Origin of the sequence: Methylobacterium frigidaeris (assembly GCF_022179185.1) — a bacterium.
Lineage (GTDB): Bacteria > Pseudomonadota > Alphaproteobacteria > Rhizobiales > Beijerinckiaceae > Methylobacterium > Methylobacterium frigidaeris.
This window is the reverse complement of sequence record NZ_BPQJ01000470.1, coordinates 1-213: the sequence shown is the minus strand read 5'-3', so window position 1 is coordinate 213 and position 213 is coordinate 1. Positions and strand designations below refer to the sequence as shown.

The window sequence follows — 213 nt, the reverse complement described above, 5'->3', positions numbered from 1 at the left end:
CCAATCGCTCCAACCGGTACACCCTGGACGTCTCCTCCGTGCCCTGGCTCAGCTGGGGTGCCAACCCCTCGCCGCCCGAGACCTCCCCCAAGCTGGGCTGGATGACGGAGGCCCTGGAGATCGACCCGTTCGACTCTGACCGGATGATGTACGGCACCGGTGCGACGGTCTTCGGCACGGAGAACCTCACCTCCTGGGACTCCGGCGGCCAGA

General features: G+C 67.6%; 1 protein-coding gene. It reads left to right on the top strand.

All coding sequences use genetic code 11. The annotated features are described in order from the left end of the window. A partial coding sequence (locus MFF64_RS37665) for a hypothetical protein (RefSeq protein WP_238194209.1) occupies positions 1–213 on the top strand: 213 nt, incomplete at both ends.